At 76.9% G+C, this 13937-nt stretch carries 11 protein-coding genes; 1 reads left to right on the forward strand and 10 read right to left on the reverse strand.

All coding sequences use genetic code 11. The annotated features are described in order from the left end of the window. Window positions 1–10 precede the first annotated feature (10 nt). The 6 genes from pgl to tkt all read right to left on the reverse strand — a co-directional run bounded on the left by pgl (window position 11) and on the right by tkt (window position 8798). The gene (gene pgl / locus EDC03_RS00245; protein WP_123378228.1) at window positions 11–862 is read right to left on the reverse strand and encodes a 6-phosphogluconolactonase; all 852 of its coding nucleotides are present in this window, start codon (window positions 860–862) and stop codon (window positions 11–13) included. Beyond that, window positions 859–2016: a glucose-6-phosphate dehydrogenase assembly protein OpcA gene (locus EDC03_RS00250; protein ID WP_123378700.1), complete on the reverse strand. Its 1158-nt coding sequence runs from the start codon at window positions 2014–2016 to the stop codon at window positions 859–861. The genes pgl and EDC03_RS00250 overlap by 4 nt, the downstream gene beginning before the upstream one ends. Next, window positions 2013–3521 (reverse strand): glucose-6-phosphate dehydrogenase, encoded by a 1509-nt coding sequence (zwf, locus tag EDC03_RS00255; RefSeq protein ID WP_422393777.1) that lies wholly within the window; start codon window positions 3519–3521, stop codon window positions 2013–2015. The genes EDC03_RS00250 and zwf overlap by 4 nt, the downstream gene beginning before the upstream one ends. 71 nt (window positions 3522–3592) lie before the next feature. Continuing rightward, window positions 3593–5263, reverse strand: a complete 1671-nt coding sequence (locus EDC03_RS00260; protein WP_206749988.1) for a hypothetical protein — start codon at window positions 5261–5263, stop codon at window positions 3593–3595. Then, window positions 5260–6417, reverse strand: coding sequence for a transaldolase (tal, locus tag EDC03_RS00265; RefSeq protein ID WP_123378230.1), 1158 nt, complete (start codon window positions 6415–6417; stop codon window positions 5260–5262). The genes EDC03_RS00260 and tal overlap by 4 nt, the downstream gene beginning before the upstream one ends. Before the next feature lie 194 nt (window positions 6418–6611). Beyond that, window positions 6612–8798 (reverse strand): transketolase, encoded by a 2187-nt coding sequence (gene tkt / locus EDC03_RS00270; protein WP_123378231.1) that lies wholly within the window; start codon window positions 8796–8798, stop codon window positions 6612–6614. Window positions 8799–9258: 460 nt separating this feature from the next. Here tkt and EDC03_RS00275 point away from each other — a divergent pair, with 460 nt between their 5' ends. After that, a complete protein-coding gene (locus EDC03_RS00275; protein ID WP_123378702.1) occupies window positions 9259–10143 on the forward strand; it encodes a heme o synthase in 885 nt (294 codons plus the stop codon). Window positions 10144–10237: 94 nt separating this feature from the next. On the opposite strand, the gene EDC03_RS00280 is transcribed toward EDC03_RS00275, so the two are convergent. The 4 genes from EDC03_RS00280 to EDC03_RS00295 form a co-directional block, all read right to left on the reverse strand. Next, window positions 10238–11065, reverse strand: a complete 828-nt coding sequence (locus tag EDC03_RS00280; protein WP_148057964.1) for an AMIN-like domain-containing (lipo)protein — start codon at window positions 11063–11065, stop codon at window positions 10238–10240. 28 nt (window positions 11066–11093) lie between these two features. Next, window positions 11094–12098, reverse strand: coding sequence for a COX15/CtaA family protein (locus EDC03_RS00285; protein WP_123378233.1), 1005 nt, complete (start codon window positions 12096–12098; stop codon window positions 11094–11096). A 79-nt stretch (window positions 12099–12177) separates the two neighbouring features. Further along, on the reverse strand, window positions 12178–12954 hold the full coding sequence (locus EDC03_RS00290; protein ID WP_123378234.1) for an ABC transporter permease: 777 nt from the start codon (window positions 12952–12954) through the stop codon (window positions 12178–12180). Next, window positions 12951–13910, reverse strand: coding sequence for an ABC transporter ATP-binding protein (locus EDC03_RS00295; RefSeq protein WP_123378235.1), 960 nt, complete (start codon window positions 13908–13910; stop codon window positions 12951–12953). Before EDC03_RS00295 ends, EDC03_RS00290 begins: the two co-directional genes overlap by 4 nt. Between the last annotated feature and the right edge of the window lie 27 nt (window positions 13911–13937).

Genomic DNA, 13937 nt, shown 5'->3' on the forward strand with positions numbered 1-13937 from the left:
TCCGTGGTGGTCAGCCCTCGGCGGAGGCCCCCGTGAGCCGTGACGCCGCGGCCCGGTCGACCAGCCACGTCGTCGCCAGGCGACCGCGCGCCAGCACCGCCGGGGTCCGGGCGGCGTCCTCGGCGGGGTCGAGACCGCGGGCCACGGCCTGCGCCTTGTCGTCGCCGGCCACGACGAGCCAGACCCGGGCCGCGGCGCGGACGGCGTCCACGCCGAGGCTCAGCCGCAGCGGCGGCGGCTTGGGCGCGTCCGTCTCGACGACGACCGGCACGCCCCGCTCGCCGAGCGTGCTGCTGCCGGGGAAGAGCGACGCGACGTGGCCGTCGGGGCCCACGCCGAGCATCAGGACGTCGAAGGCGGGCACGCCCGCCGTGCCGGTCGTCCCGCCCTCGCCCAGGTCGTCCGCCGCCGCGGAGAGGTCGGCGGCGTAGCGGGCGGCGGCCTGCCCGGCCTGGTCGGCCGGGCTCCCCGCCCCGTCCACGGGCGCCGGGAAGCGGTGCCACCGGGCGCCGTGCAGCGCCGGCGCCGTGAGGAGTGCGCCCTCGGCGAGGACGTCGTTGCGCTCGTCGTCGCCGCTCGGGAGGAAGCGCTCGTCGCCGAACCAGAGGTGCACGCGCCCCCAGTCGAGGCCCGCCGCCTCGCCGTCGGCGGCGGCGGCCGCGACGGCCTCGAGCGTCTTCCCGCCGACGCGGCCGCCCGTCAGCACGACGTGCACCGGCGCCGGGGCCGGCCGCTCGTCGAGCGACGCGGCCACCTGCGCCAGGAGGAGCCCGGCGACGTGCCCGGCCAGGGCGTCGGCGTCGTCGAGGACGACGACCTCCGGCTCCGGCCGGCCCGTCGCGTCGTCCGCGGCCGTGCTCACGGCGTCACCCCGCCCTCGGTGGTACCGGTCGGGGTGCCGGCGGCGGGCAGCCGCGGCCCGTCGGTGACGACCTCGGAGTCGTCGGTCGGCTCGTGGACCGGGGGCGCGTCGGCCGGGGCGGCGCCCCGGTCGGGGGCGGGCGCCGTCGGGGACGGTGCCGCGTCGGCCGCGGCGGCGCGCGCGGCCGTCGCCCCGACACCGCCGGCGTCGGCCCGCGCCTCGGAGACCCGGCGGGAGCGGCCGAGCCGGGGGAGGCCCTGCGTCAGCACCTCCCCGTAGACCTCGTCGGGGTCGAGCCGGCGCATCTCCTCGGCCAGGCACTCCCGCACGCTGCGGCGGGGGAGGGCCACGCGGCGCTCCGGCTGCCCCGGGGCGGTGAGGACCGCCGTCGAGGCGCCGTCGGGCCGCACGAGCTCGACGTCGCCGCCGGGGCGGACGAGCCGCACCCCGACGACGCCCGTGCCGTCGTCCGTGCGGACGCGGGTGACGGGGCAGTCGAGCGCGGTGCCGAGCCACGCCGCGAGGAGGTCGGTGCTGGGGGAGTCCCCCGCCCCGGTGACGACCGCCTCGGTGACGCTCTCGAAGGGCGGCTGGTCGAGCGCCGCGGCGAGCAGCCCCCGCCACAGCGTGAGACGGCTCCACGAGAGGTCGGTGTCACCGCCGGCGTGGCCGGCGGCGAGGGCCTGCAGCGTCCGCGCGGGACGCCGGGCCGCGCCCGCGTCGGTGATGCGGCGCTGGGCCATCGCGCCGATGGCGTCCTGCGAGGGCACCGTCGGGGGCTCGCCCGGCCACCACGCCACGACGGGGGCGTCGGGGAGCAGGAGGGGCACGACGACCGCGTCGCCGTGGCGCGCCAGCTCGCCGTAGAGGCGGGCGACGACGACCTCGCTCGCGCCGGCGTCGCCGCCCACGCGGATCTGGCCGTCGAGGCGGCTGACGCCCCGGCGGGTCCCGGTGACGACGACGAGGACGCGGCACGGGTGCTCGCGGCTCGCGTCGTTGGCGGCCGCGATCGCCGCCTCCGCCTCCTCCTCGCCCGTGCAGATGACGAGCGTGAGGACGCGACCCAGGGCCACGGCCCCACCGGTCTCGCGGAGGTCGACGAGGCGCCGGTTGAGGGCGCTCGTCGACGTCGAGGGCAGGTCGATGATCACGGGCGCCTCCACTCCCGGCCGTCGCGGGCCATCATGGCGAAGGCGCTGGGCGGGCCCCAGCTGCCCGAGGGGTACGTCTCCGGCGGTCCCTGCGTCGCCCAGTGCTCGATGACGGGGTCGAGGATCTGCCAGGACAGGTCGACCTCCTCGTGCCGCGGGAAGAGCGGCGGGTCGCCCAGCAGGACGTCGAGGATGAGCCGCTCGTAGGCCTCCGGGCTGGACTCGGTGAAGGCGTGGCCGTAGCCGAAGTCCATCGTGACGTCGCGGACCTGCATGACCGTGCCCGGCACCTTGGAGCCGAAGCGGAGGGTGACCCCCTCGTCGGGCTGCACGCGGATGACGAGCGCGTTCTTGCCGAGCTCCTCGGTCGCCGTCTGCTCGAAGGGCAGGTGCGGCGCCCGCCGGAAGACGACGGCGATCTCGGTGACGCGGCGCCCGAGCCGCTTGCCGGCGCGCAGGTAGAACGGCACGCCCGCCCAGCGGCGGGTGTCGATCTCCAGCGCGACGGCGGCGAAGGTCTCCGTCGTGGAGTCCGGCGAGATGCCCTCCTCCTCGGCGTAGCCCTTGACCTCGCGGCCGCCCTGCCAGCCGGCGGCGTAGCGCCCCCGGGCCGTCGAGGCGTCGAGGCCGGCGGCCGGGTGGCGCACCGCGGACAGCACCTTCTCCTTCTCCGCGCGCAGGTCCGCGGCGTCGAAGGAGACGGGCTCCTCCATGGCCGTGAGCGCGAGGAGCTGCAGGAGGTGGTTCTGGATGACGTCGCGAGCCGCGCCGATGCCGTCGTAGTAGCCCGCGCGCCCGCCGATGCCGATGTCCTCGGCCATGGTGATCTGCACGTGGTCGACGTGCTGGGCGTTCCAGATCGGCTCGAACATCTCGTTGGCGAAGCGCAGCGCCAGGAGGTTCTGGACCGTCTCCTTGCCGAGGTAGTGGTCGATCCGGAAGACGGCGTCCGAGGGGAAGACCCGCTCGACGACGCCGTTGAGCTCGCGCGCCGAGGCCAGGTCGTGCCCGAAGGGCTTCTCGATGACGACGCGGCGCCACGAGCCGTCCTGCGCCCGGGCCAGGCCCGAGCGGTCGAGCTGCTCGCAGACGACGGGGAAGCTCGACGGCGGGACGGACAGGTAGAAGGCGACGTTGCCGCCGGTCCCGCGGCTCTCGTCGAGGTCGGCGACGGTGCGCGCGAGGGCGTCGAACGCCTCGTCGTCGTCGAAGGACCCGGTGACGAAGCGCAGGCCCTCGGCCAGCTGGCGCCAGACCTCCTCGCGGAAGGGCGTCCGGGCGTGCTCGCGCACGGCGTCGTGGACGACCTTGGCGAAGTCCTGGTCCTCCCAGTCGCGCCGGGCGAAGCCGACGAGCGAGAAGCCCGGCGGCAGCAGGCCGCGGTTGGCGAGGTCGTAGACCGCGGGCATGAGCTTCTTGCGCGCGAGGTCGCCGGTGACGCCGAACATCACGAGGCACGAGGGCCCCGCGATGCGCGACAGCCGCTTGTCGCGGGGGTCGCGCAGGGGGTTGACGGGGCCGGCGGCGCCCGCAGGACCGCCGACGGCGGTCCTGCGGGCCCCGGCGCGGGCCGCCGTCACGCCGTGCGGCGCGAGAGGACCTCGCGCACACGGGCCAGCGCCGCGCGGTCGGCCAGGTGCACGCGCAGGACCGGTCGGCCCTTCTCCGCGAGCACGGAGGCGTCGCCGGCCGCCTGCGCCCGCTGGAGGAACCCGAACGAGAAGGGGCGGTCGGGGATGTCGAGGTCCTCGCCCGCCGGCTCGCCGGTCACCTGGAGGTAGACCCCGGTCGCCGGCCCGCCCTTGTGGTACTGCCCCGTCGAGTGGAGGAAGCGGGGGCCCCACCCGAAGGTGGTCGGACGCCCGGTGCGGGCGGCGAGGTCCTCGCGGACCGCCTCGAGGTCGGCGTCCGCCTCGCGGTCGAGGTAGGCCATGACGGCGAGGTACGAGCGGTCCGCGACCTCGGGGTCGCCGAGGTGCGCGAGCAGCGCGTCCACGGCCGCGTCGAGCGTCGTCACGCCGTCGAGCAGGCCCGGCGTGCCGCGGAGCTCGACGTCGCCGTCGACGACGTCGGCGGGCTCGGCCTCCGGCCGGTCGTCGAGGAGGGCGCGGGTGGCCTGCTTGGCGCTCTCGACGTCGGGCTGGTCGAAGGGGTCGATGCCCAGCAGGCGCCCGGCGACGGCCACAGCCGTCTCCCAGAGCACCATCTGGCCGCCGAGGGAGCCGCTGACGCGCACCTCGGAGCCGCCGCCCGCGGGTGCGTCCTCCTCGGCGCCGCCCGTGAGGCGGACGACGAGGACGTCGCGCGCCGGGCCGGTGACCTCGGGCGAGCCCGGGCCGGCGACGACGACGGGCAGGAGGCCCTTGCCGCTCTTGCCGGTGGACTCGGCGACGAGCTGCTCGGCCCAGGCGCCGAGGCCGTGCACGGGCGTGCCGTCCTCGACGAGGACGACCTTGTCGCGCAGCGGGTCGGTGCCCCCGAGGGCGGCGGCGAGCTGCAGCGCGGGGTTGCCGTCGTCGTCCGCGGCGAGGAGCTCGAGCGCCTCGGCGCCCTCCTCCAGCAGCGCGCGCACGTCGGCACCGGCGAGGCCCGCCGGCACGAGGCCGAAGGCCGTCAGCGCCGAGTAGCGGCCGCCGACGTCCGGGTCGGCCTCGAAGAGGGCGCGGCAGCCCTCCTCCTGCGCCGTCCGCGACAGGGGCGAGCCCGGGTCGGTGACGACGACGAGCCGCTGCGCGGGGTCGACGCCCGCGGCGCGGAACGCCTCGACGAAGGCGCGGCGCTGGGAGTCGGTCTCCACCGTCCCGCCGGACTTGCTCGAGACGACGACGACCGTGCGGCCCAGGTGGTCGGCCAGCGCCCGGCGCACCTGCGCCGGGTCCGTGCCGTCGAGGACGACGAGCTCCACGCCCGCCGTCGCCGTGATGACCTCCGGCGCGAGCGAGGAGCCGCCCATGCCGCAGAGGACGACGCGGTCGACGCCCTCGTCGGCGAGCTCGGCGCGCAGCGCCTCCACCCGCGCGGGGACGTCGGCCGAGCGACGGGCCACGTCGACCCAGCCGAGCCGCCGCGAGGCCTCGTCGGCGGCGTCGGGGCCCCACAGGTCGGGCTCCTGCGCGGCCACCCGGCTCGCGACCCGGTCGGCCACGAGCGTCGGCACCGCGGCGGCGACGGCGCGGGCCGCGTCGCCCGTGGCGGCGACGGACAGGCCGCCCGCCGCCTCGGGGCCGGGGAGGGACCCGCCCGTCACTTCTGCGCCTCGGCGTCGTCGTCGGACGCCGACAGGCGCGCCATCTCGTCGGAGACCGTCTGCAGCAGCTCGGTCCAGCTGTCGGAGAACTTCTTGAGGCCCTCGGTCTCGAGCCCCTCGACGACCTCCGTGTAGGAGACGCCGAGCCGCTCGAGGTCGTCGAGGACCGCGGACGACGCGGCGGCCGTGCCGGTGACGGTGTCGCCGTGCACGACGCCGTGGTCGTACGTCTTGTCCATCGTGGCGCCCGGCATCGTGTTGACGGTGCCAGGGGCGACGAGCTCGGTGACGTAGAGGGTGTCGGGGTAGTCGGGGTTCTTCACGCCGGTCGACGCCCAGAGCGGGCGCTGCGGGCGGGCGCCGGCGTCGGCGAGGACCTGCCAGCGCGGCGTCGAGAAGACCTCCTCGTACGCGGCGTAGGCGAGACGGGCGTTGGCCAGGCCGGCCTTGCCGCGCAGCGCCAAGGCCTCGTCCGTGCCGATGGCCTCGAGCCGCGGGTCGATGTCGGTGTCGACCCGGCTGACGAAGAAGGACGCCACCGAGGCGATCTGCGAGAGGTCGCGGCCGGCCTCGCGGGCCTGCTCCAGCCCGGTGAGGTAGGCGTTCATGACGGCGCGGTAGCGGTCGAGGCTGAAGATCAGCGTGACGTTGACGCTGATGCCCTCGGAGATCGCCGTCGTGATGGCCGGCAGGCCCTCGACCGTCGCGGGGATCTTGACCATGAGGTTGGGGCGGTCGACGGCGGCCCAGATGGCGCGCGCCGCGGAGACGGTGCCCTCGGTGTCGTGCGCGAGGCCCGGCTCGACCTCGAGCGAGACGCGGCCGTCGAGGTGGCCCGTGCGCTCGTAGACGGGGGCGAAGAGGTCGCAGGCGCGGCGGACGTCCTCGGTCGTCAGCTGGAAGACGACCTCGTCGACGGAGGTGCCGGCGGCCGCGAGCTCGCGGGTCTGGTCGGCGTAGGCGTCGCCCTTGGCGAGCGCGCTGGCGAAGATCGTCGGGTTGCTCGTGACGCCGACGACGCCGCGGTCCTCGACCAGCCGCTGGAGCTCGCCGGAGCCGAGGAGCTCGCGGGACAGGTCGTCGAGCCAGACGGAGACGCCCTCGTCGCCGAGCTGGGCGAGGGGGTGGGTGGCGCTGCTGCTGGGGGTGGTCATGGTGGGTCCTCCCGTGCGGTGGGTGCGCCGCACGAGGCGGCGCGGTCTGCGGCCGTGGTCTGGGTGCCGTGCGTCGACCGGCCGGGCTGCGGCTGCTCAGGGCAGCGCCCTCCGACCGGTGCAACCCGCGCGAGGCGCGGGGTCATCCCGGGGGCGCGGGCCCGGGGAGAGGTCCCCGGGCCCGCGCCGACGGGTCAGCGGTCGCCTGTGCCGCCCTCGCTGGGCGAGGTGCCGCGGCCGCCGGGGGTGTCGCCGCCGCGCGCGGCGGCGATCGAGTCGCGGGCCGCCTGCGCGACGGCGTCGGCCGTGATGCCGAACTCGCGGTAGAGCCGCTCGTAGTCGGCGGACGCCCCGAAGTGCTCGAGGGAGACGGTGCGGCCGGCGTCGCCGACGACGTCGCGCCAGCCCATGGCCACGGCCGCCTCGACGGAGACGCGGGCCCGGACGGACGGCGGCAGGACCTCGTCGCGGTAGGCGTCGTCCTGCTCGTCGAACCACTCGCGGCACGGCATGGAGACGACGCGGGCGCGCACGCCCTCGGCCGCCAGCGCCTCTCGCGCCTCGACGGCCAGCTGGACCTCGGAGCCCGTGCCGACGAGGACGACGTCGGGCTGCTCGCCCTCGCCGAGGCCGTCGGCCTCCGCGAGGACGTAGGCGCCGCGCGCCGTCCCCGCCGCCGACGCGAAGGTCGCGCCCGAGGCCGCGCCCTCGCCGCGCTCGAAGGTGGGGACCTTCTGGCGCGTGAGGACGATGCCGGCCGGGTTCTTCGTGTTCTCGATGATCGTGCGCCACGCCCACGAGGTCTCGTTGGCGTCGGCCGGGCGGACGACGTCGAGGCCCGGGATGGCCCGCAGCGCGGCGAGGTGCTCGACCGGCTGGTGGGTGGGGCCGTCCTCGCCGAGGCCGATGGAGTCGTGCGTCCAGACGTAGATGGTCGGGACGGACATGACGGCGGCGAGCCGGACGGCACCGCGCATGTAGTCGGAGAAGACGAGGAAGGTGCCGCCGTAGGCGCGGGTGCCGCCGTGCAGCGTGATGCCGTTGAGGATCGACCCCATGGCGTGCTCGCGGATGCCGAAGTGCAGCGTGCGGCCGCCCTCGTCGCCCGGGAACTTCTTCGTGCCGCGGCTCGCGGGCACGAAGGAGCGCTCGCCGTCCATCGTCGTGTTGTTGGAGCCGGCCAGGTCGGCCGAGCCGCCCCACAGCTCGGGGAGGACCGGGGCGAGCGCGGACAGCACCGAGCCGGACGCCTCGCGGGTGGCGACGGCCTTGCCGGCCGGGAAGGCGGGCAGCGCGTCGGTCCAGCCCTCGGGCAGGCGGCGCTCGGAGATGCGGTCGAGGAGCTCGGCCCGCTCGGGGGCGGCCGTGCGCCACGCCTCGTAGCGCTCGTCCCAGGCCGCACGGACCTCGCGCGAGCGCTCGGAGAGGGTGCGGGTGACGCCGAGGACCTCGTCGTCGACCTGGAAGGTCCGGTCCGGGTCGAAGCCGAGGATCTCCTTGGTGGCGCGGATCTCCTCGTCGCCGAGGGCCGAGCCGTGCGAGCCGCCGGTGCCCTGCTTGGTGGGGGCGGGCCACGCGATGATCGTCGTCAGCTTGATGATGGAGGGGCGGCCCGTCTCGGCGCGCGCGGCGGTGATCGCGGCGTGCAGCGCCTCGACGTCCTCGGTGTACTCGCCCGAGGCGGTCCAGTCGACGTGCTGGGTGTGCCAGCCGTACGCCTCGTACCTCCCGAGCACGTCCTCGCTGAAGGCGATGTCCGTGTCGTCCTCGATGGAGATCTTGTTGTCGTCGTAGATGACGACGAGGTTGCCGAGCTCCTGGTGGCCGGCGAGCGACGACGCCTCGGCCGTCACGCCCTCCTGCACGTCGCCGTCGGAGGCGATGACGTAGACCGTGTGGTCGAAGGGGCTCTCGCCGGGCGCCGCGTCGGGGTCGAGCAGGTGGCGCTCGCGGCGGGCGGCCATGGCCATGCCGACCGAGCTGGCGAGGCCCTGGCCGAGCGGGCCCGTCGTGATCTCGACGCCGTCGGTGTGGCGGAACTCGGGGTGCCCCGGGGTCTTCGAGCCCCAGGTGCGCAGCTGCTGCAGGTCCTCGAGCGAGACGTCGTAGCCCGCGAGGAAGAGCTGGATGTAGAGGGTCAGGCTCGAGTGGCCGGCGGACAGCACGAAGCGGTCGCGGCCGTGCCAGTGCGAGTCCGACGGGTCGTGGCGCATGACCTTCTGGAAGAGGAGGTACGCCGCCGGGGCGAGGCTCATCGCCGTCCCGGGGTGGCCGTTGCCGACCTTCTGCACCGCGTCCGCGGCCAGCACGCGGACGGTGTCGACCGCCCTGCGGTCCGCGTCGGTCCAGGTGAACGCCTGCGGCGTCGTCTCGATGTCCATACGGGGGGACCCCTCGCGTCGCGGCCGCGCGCGGGCCCGGCCCGCCGACGGCCTGTTCTGGCGCGCGACCGCGGCGGCCGCGCGCGTCGGGACTTCTGCACGACCGGTCGCGCCGCCCGCCCTGCGGCGGTCCGCGGCTCGCGCCGGTCCCAGGACCGGACCCTAGTGGTCCAGGCCACATCGCGCCCCGCCTGCGGCCTCCCGGCGGGCCGCGCGTCGCGGCGCGTACGATCGGGACCGAACAGCCGACCGGCCGGCCCTCCCGAGGAGCCGCCGGGCCGCGGGCCCGCCCCGCGGGCCGCGCCGGCGCACCGCACCTGCACCCGCGACGAACGGACGAGAAGCCGCCGTGACTGCCCCCGAGCCGGTGCGCACCACCGCCGCCGCGGACCCGCGAGGCGGCCGGCCCAGCGGCCCGCTGCACCCCTCGGCCGACGGGGCGCCGCGTCGCTCGCGCGCCATGGCGTTCGTCGCGCTGACGAAGCCGCGCATCATCGAGCTCCTGCTCATCACGACCGTGCCGACGATGTTCCTCGCCGCGGGGGGCTTCCCGCCGCTCGCGCTCGTCCTCGCCACGCTCGTGGGAGGGGCCCTGGCGGCCGGCAGCGCCAACACGCTCAACTGCTACGTCGACCGCGACATCGACGCCAAGATGGACCGCACCCGCGAGCGCCCGCTGGTGACCGGCGAGGTGACCCCCCGCGAGGCCCTCGTCTTCGGCGTCGGCCTGGGCGTCGTCGCCACCGCCTGGCTCGCGCTGCTCGTCAACGTGCTCTCGGCCGTCCTCGCCCTCGCGGCGATCGCCTTCTACCTCTTCGTCTACACCCTCGGGCTCAAGCGCCGGACGTCGCAGAACATCGTCTGGGGCGGCGCCGCCGGCTGCATGCCTGTCCTCATCGGCTGGTCGGCCGTGACCGGCTCGCTGGGGTGGACGCCGCTCGTCCTCTTCGGCGTCATCTTCCTCTGGACGCCCCCGCACTACTGGCCGCTGTCGATGCGGTACGCCCGCGACTACAGCTCCGTCGACGTGCCGATGCTCGGCGCCGTCGAGCGCCCGGGCCTCGTCGCCCGGCGGATCACCGCCTACTCGTGGGCGATGGTGGCCTGCTCGCTCCTGCTCGTGCCCGTGGCCGGCACGGGCCCCGTCTACACGCTCGGGGCCGTCGTGCTCGGCGCCTGGTTCCTCGTCGAGGTCCACGGCCTGCGCCGCCGTGCCGCCCGCGCGGACTCCTCGTCGGAGCCGGTCGCCACGGCGGGGGCGATGCGCGTGTTCCACGTCTCGATCTCCTACCTCACCCTCCTCTTCGTCGCCGTCGGCGTGGACCCCTTCGTCCCCTGGTGGTGACGTGACGCCCGGCCCCGGCCGGCCGCCGACGTGACGACGCCGCCGCACCCCCTCGGGGTGCGGCGGCGTCGTCGTGCCGGGTGGTGCGGGGCCGTCAGCCGTAGAGGTCGACGACGACCCGGGGCGGGTCGCTGAGGCGGCTCACCGTGTACGGGACCTCCTCGGACAGGCCCACGACGACCTGCGCCTGGCCCTCGAAGACCCCGCCGACGTAGACCTCCTCGACGAAGGACGTCCCGGAGCCGGGGGTCGAGCCGACGAGCTCCTCGACGCCGGTGTCGAAGGGGTAGCCGAGGCCGCGCACGAAGAGGTCGAGGTAGACCTCGCCGTCGACGTCGAGCGGCTCCAGCGACGTCTCCTGGACGGCCTCGTCGGTGTACCGGGAGAACCAGCCCGGCGCGGCGTCCGCGGGGGCGTCGGGCCCGGCGGCGAGCTCGACGACGACACGGTCGAAGCCCTCGTGGCGCGCGGTGCGGACCTCCACGACGGACAGCGCCCCCCCGGTGCCGGAGGACTCCTGCTGCTCCGTCGTGGCCTCCTGCGGCACCTCGCCGCCGCCGCCGGGGGCGGGCGTCTCGTCCGCGGGGCCGTCCGTCGCGGACGGCTCCGGCTCCGGCTCCGTCGACGGCTCCGGGGAGGGCGACGGGGCGGAGGGGGACGGCGCCGGGCTCGGCGACGCCGAGGGGGACGGCGCGTCGGACGGGGTGACGACGGAGGGGGAGGAGGCGGGGCCGGCCGTGACCTCGTCGCCGCATCCGGCGACGAGGAGCAGGGCGGCGGCCGCGAGACCGGCGGCGGCGGCCCGGGCGGCGCGGCTCCCGGCGCGGCGCGCCGGTGCGGGGGAGGAGTTCTCGACCATGCCCCGATCTTCGACGCCCGCGGGGGCGCGGGTGACCACCTCGCGGTCACGATCTGCGCACATCACGTCACGATGTGCTCACGGCGGCGGCTCAGCGCGCGTCGGCACCCACGGCCGCGGGCGGGAGCCCGGCGGCGGCGTCCTCCGGCAGCCGCTCGCGCAGCCCCAGGACGAACGCCGTCGTCGCGACGACGAGCAGGGCCGCGCCGAGCATGTGGAGGCCCACGAGGAGCTCGGGCAGGCCCGTCAGGTACTGGACCCAGCCGACGACCCCCTGGCCGAGCACGACGCCGAGGACGACGAGGCCGCGGCGGCGCGCCCGGGCGGGCGCCCCCGTGCGCGCCAGGACGACGAGCAGCGCCACGAGCACGAGCACGAGGACGACGACGGCGTCGCCGTGGACCCGCGAGACGACGGCGGTGTCGAAGCCGAGGCGGGCGGGGTGCTCGGCGTCGCCCGAGTGCGGCCCGGACCCGGTGACCACGGTGCCGAGCGCGAGGACGAGGGCGACGAGCCCCACGAGCACGCCGGCCAGGCGGCGGGCGGCGGGCGCGACGAGGGGGCGCCGCGGGCCGTCGGCCCCCTCGCGCACGCGCAGCAGCAGGGCGGTGGAGGCGGCGACGAGCCCCATGGAGACGAGGAAGTGGACGGCCACGGTGGCCGGGTGGAGCTGCGTGAGCACCGTGACGCCGCCGATGGCCGCCTGCAGCACGACACCGACGAGCGGGGCGGCGCCGAGCGGCAGCAGCGTGGCCGGCCGCCGGTCGGTGAGCACGAGCCGGGCGACGACGACGAGGGCCGTCACGGCCGCCAGGCCGACGACGAAGGTGAGCAGCCGGTTGGCGAACTCGATGTCGTCGTGGAGGCCCATCTCCGGGTTGTAGACCGGCGTGTAGGAGCCGGCGACGCAGTGCGGCCAGGTGGGGCAGCCCAGCCCCGAGCCCGTCAGCCGGACGGCGCCGCCGGTGACGACGATGCCCACCTGGGCGACGAGGTTCACCACGAGCGGGACGACGACCCAGCGCGGGGCGGCCGACCGGGCCGGGCCGGTGCCGGCGGGGCGACCCGCCGTCGCGAGCGGGGGAGAGCTGGTCACCCGCCCAGGGTACGGCGGCGTCCCCGGCGCCCCGGCCGCCCCCACGACGTCCGCCCGCGGGCCCGCCGCCGCCGGCGGGTCAGTCCCAGCGGAACCAGCGGCGCGCCGCCAGCGTGGCGACGACCGCCCAGGCGAGCAGGACGCCGAGGGCCGCCAGGTCCAGCGACCCGTCGAGGGACGCCTGCCGCAGGCCCTCGCCGAGGGCCCCCGACGGCAGCACGTGGACGAGCACGCCCCACGCGCCGGGGAGGACGTCGGCGGGCACGACGACGCCCCCGCCGACGAGGAGCGCGGCCCACACGAGGTTGGCCACGGCGAGGACCGCCTCCGCGCGCAGCGTGCCGGCCAGGAGCAGCGCCAGCGCCGTCAGCGCGGCCGTGGCCACGAGGACGAGCAGCGCGCCCGGCAGCAGGCCGACCGGGTCGGGGCGCCAGCCGACCGCCAGCGCCACGCCGCCGAGGAGGACCACCTGGACCGCCTCGACGGCGAGGACCCCGAGCACGCGCCCGGCCAGCAGGCCGCCGCGGCCGAGCGGCGTCGTCGCCAGCAGCCGCAGCACGCCGCTGCGGCGGTCGAAGCCCGTGGCGATGGCCTGGCCCGTGAAGGCCGTCGAGAGGACGGCCAGGGCGAGGACGCCGGGGGCGACGACGTCGACCGGGCGCTCGCCGGGGGCCAGGCCCAGGTCGACGATCTCGGTGCGCGACAGGCCGACGAGGACCAGCGCGGGCAGGACGAGCGTCAGCAGGACCTGCTCGGCGTTGCGGAGCATCGTCCCCGCCTCCCAGCGGGCCTGCGCGAGCACCCGGGCGACCGGCGGGGCCGGGGCGGGCGCGGGCGCCGGGGCGGGGGCGGTCATCGCAGGCTCCGTCCGGTGAGGTCGAGGAATACCTCCTCGAGGCTGGGGCGCCCGACGACGAGCGCGTCCGGCATCACCCCCCGGGCGGCGCACCACGAGGTCACGCCCGCCACGACCTGCGGGTCGACGACCCCCGAGACGACGTAGCTGCCGGGCGTCGGCTCGCTGACGACGACGTCCTCCGACAGCGCCCGGCGCAGCGGGTCGAGGTCCATGCCCGCCCCGGCGGTGAAGCGCAGGGACGCCGCGGACCGGGCGACGAGGACCTGCGGCGGTCCCGCGGCGAGGGCCCTGCCCCCGTCGACGATGACGACGGACGTGGCGAGGCGCTCGGCCTCGTCGAGGTCGTGGGTCGTCAGCAGCACGCCGGTGCCCCCGGCGACGACCTCGCGGACGAGGTCCTGGACGACGAGGCGCGCCGCCGGGTCCATGCCCGCGGTCGGCTCGTCGAGGAAGAGGAGCCGGGGCCGGCCGACGAGGGCCGCCGCCAGCGCGAGGCGCTGCCGCTGCCCGCCGGACAGCCGCCGGACGGGCGTGCGGGCGGCGGCGTGGAGCCCGAGCCGGTCGGCGAGCTCGTCGACGTCCCGCGGGGCGGCGTGCAGCCGTGCGAGGTGGCGCAGCAGCCGCAGCGGCCGGGCGGAGGTGGGCAGGCCGCCGTCCTGCAGCATCGCCCCGACGGCGGCGCGGTGCTGCGGGTCCTCCCCGGCGCCGGGCATCTCCCGGCCGAGGACCTCGACGCGACCGGCGTCCGGGCGGCGCAGCCCGAGGCAGCACTCGACGGTCGTCGTCTTGCCGGCGCCGTTGGGACCGAGGAGCGCGGTGATGCCGCCCGGCTCCACGTCGAGGTCGAGGCCGTCCACGGCGAGGGCACGGCTGCCGCCGGCGTAGCGCTTGACGAGCCCGCGCACGCGCAGCGCGGCCCCGGCGGACGGGGAGCCGTCCGGAGGACCACCCACGGCGCCGGAGCCTACGTCGGCCGCGGC

The sequence above is a fragment of the Pseudokineococcus lusitanus genome, from assembly GCF_003751265.1.
GTDB lineage: Bacteria > Actinomycetota > Actinomycetes > Actinomycetales > Quadrisphaeraceae > Pseudokineococcus > Pseudokineococcus lusitanus.

Excerpts from the sequence above, each read along its gene's own strand:
- tal (WP_123378230.1), bottom strand. The coding sequence starts at position 6,417 with ATGACCACCCCCAGCAGCAGCGCCACCCACCCCCTCGCCCAGCTCGGC.
- tkt (WP_123378231.1), bottom strand. The coding sequence starts at position 8,798 with ATGGACATCGAGACGACGCCGCAGGCGTTCACCTGGACCGACGCGGAC.
- EDC03_RS00275 (WP_123378702.1), top strand. The coding sequence starts at position 9,259 with ATGGCGTTCGTCGCGCTGACGAAGCCGCGCATCATCGAGCTCCTGCTC.
- EDC03_RS00280 (WP_148057964.1), bottom strand. The coding sequence starts at position 11,065 with ATGTGCGCAGATCGTGACCGCGAGGTGGTCACCCGCGCCCCCGCGGGC.
- EDC03_RS00290 (WP_123378234.1), bottom strand. The coding sequence starts at position 12,954 with ATGACCGCCCCCGCCCCGGCGCCCGCGCCCGCCCCGGCCCCGCCGGTC.